Here is a 2,269-nt window from a genome sequence, read left to right as displayed (position 1 = left end):
TACTTCGACTAGCCATAGGGAAACAGAGGGAAACAGATCTCGAAAAGCCTAGGTGCGGGCTAATTAACCCCAACCGGAGCAAACACAACTGAACTCAATCATCATAGAGTTGCGATGATAGGAGATTCTAGTCTTTTTCGCCCCAGCGATTAAAACTGTTAGTAAACGTAATGTAATTCCCTGAGCCCTGCAGTGTGATGGGCTACCGTGGGGCTGAGTTCGTTGCCTAAATACAAAAAAAGAACCTACTAAACCCTGTCCAAAACCGGAGTTTTTTCATAGAGAAAACTCCGGTTCTAGACAGGGTTTAACAGACCCTAAAAACAAGTCAACGCAACTATCAGTCCATAGACACTATTAAACCAATGGCAGGATTGACGAATGGTCGACCTCTAACGGAATGGAGGCGCATACATTAAACCACCATCGGTCCACAGAGCATTCTGACCGCGTTCGAGTTCAAACTGAGACTCTTGACCCAGGTTGCGCTCAAAGATCTCACCGTAGTTACCGACGTGCTTAATAGCCCGCAGCATAAAGTCGTTGGGCAGCCCCATATCCTCACCCAGGGTGCCTTCAGCACCGACAAAGCGCAGGATGTTGGGATCTTCGCTGCTGGTAGCAGCCTCAATGGTGTCAGAGGTCAAACCAAACTCTTCAGCTTGAATCAGACCGTAGGTAACCCATTTAACCGCATCAAACCAGGCGGAGTCGTTGTTAATAGTCACAGGGCCTAGGGGCTCTTTAGACATAGTGACATCTAGCAGCACATGCTCTTCAGCATTGCTCAGGGTGCTGCGACGTGCCAGCAGCTGAGACTTATCAGAGGTATAGCCATCACAGCGGCCCTCATCGTAGGCTGCGTAGCCGGCATCAGCTTCTTGGAAAACTACAGGCTCGAAGCTAACGCCGCGTTGCCGGAACTGGTCGGTCAAGTTCAGCTCAGTGGTGGTTCCTGTCTCAACACAGATGGATAGACCTTCCATATCCTCTAAGGTCTCGATGCCACTATCGGCCCGGACCATCATGCCCTGACCATCAAAGAACGTGGTGGGTGCAAATTCCATACCCACGGACGTATCGCGGCTAATGGTCCAGGTGGTGTTGCGGGCCAGCATATCGACCTCGCCACCCTTGAGGGCTTCAAAGCGCTCAGTGGAATCCAAACGGCGATATTCAACCGCTTCCGGGTCATCAAACAGAGCAGCGGCGACGGCCTTACAGGTATCCACGTCTAGACCAGAATAGGTACCACTCTCATCCACAAAGCTAAAGCCAGGGATACCACCATCAACACCACAGTTCAGGGTGCCACGGCTCAAAACAGTGGCCAGACGACCACCACCGCTGACAGCGCCAGCTACCGTATTGGCAGCGTCACCAGCCGCTTCAGTTGCAGTATCCACCGCATCTTGAGCACCGCCACACGCAGCTAACGGCAGGGCAACAGCGAGCAACGCTGCTAAGGAAATTTTTTTCTTGGCCATAGTTACCTCACACACTTCACATATGTCCAACCAAGGACTTTGAATCATCCTACAGACGATATGGTATCGCCTACCAGGAATTAATACGTATAATACGCGGCAGTTAGGACAGGAATATGGGGGGCTGAGGAACTGATGTGCCTGAGGCGACGGAGTTTTGTATCCTAAAACACAATTCTGAAGCTTGAGTAAATTTTAAGACTTGCGGTGGAAAGTAATTTCCATGGCTACTCGAGATGTCAGTTGGTCTGCCGAGCAGTTGATCTGACAAGCTGTCACTCTCACGTCCAAAGCTCGCCTCAAAATTCGCTACCGGTTTTGAGCCATATCGCGAATTAGGGTGACTTTGGATTGAATGTAGCAATTGACTTGGTTCAGCTCACCGTTATCCAAAGGGGATTGATGACATAGCTGCTCCATAACCCAGTTGACTAAACCCTGATCGTCTAGGCTGAGAATATGACTGCTATGGGCAGTGTCAATCACGGACCACAGTTGACGAAGCAGAAAAGGAGACATGTAATTTAACTTTTTTTTAACATTCTCGTTTCCATTCCATTATTACTAACCCATGCCAAAGTAGATGTTTATTTTTGACAAGTTTTCTCACAGGCAAGACAGCCTGACTCAGGGTGAGTCGCTGTCATGAGGCTACTTTGTATTAGTAATGGGCACGGGGAAGATCTGATTGCCGTCAAGATTTTGCAGGCGTTGCAGGGGATGGTGCCCCATTTGCAGATGGCGGCCTTGCCCATTGTGGGTGAGGGTGGGCAGTACCGAAA

Annotated in this window: 2 protein-coding genes; both read right to left on the bottom strand. The window is 49.7% G+C overall.

Annotated features, from left to right (window positions below; genetic code table 11):
- Window positions 1–392: 392 nt before the first annotated feature.
- The gene (locus tag IQ260_RS30025; RefSeq protein WP_193996713.1) at window positions 393–1,487 is read right to left on the bottom strand and encodes an amino acid ABC transporter substrate-binding protein; all 1,095 of its coding nucleotides are present in this window, start codon (window positions 1,485–1,487) and stop codon (window positions 393–395) included.
- A 309-nt stretch (window positions 1,488–1,796) separates the two neighbouring features.
- Window positions 1,797–2,006, bottom strand: a complete 210-nt coding sequence (locus tag IQ260_RS30020; protein WP_193996712.1) for a hypothetical protein — start codon at window positions 2,004–2,006, stop codon at window positions 1,797–1,799.
- Window positions 2,007–2,269: the final 263 nt, after the last annotated feature.

The organism is Leptolyngbya cf. ectocarpi LEGE 11479 (assembly GCF_015207065.1).
Classification (GTDB): domain Bacteria; phylum Cyanobacteriota; class Cyanobacteriia; order Phormidesmidales; family Phormidesmidaceae; genus Leptothoe; species Leptothoe ectocarpi.
Note: the sequence above shows the minus strand (reverse complement) of the source record. Positions and strands in the feature narration are given on the sequence as shown.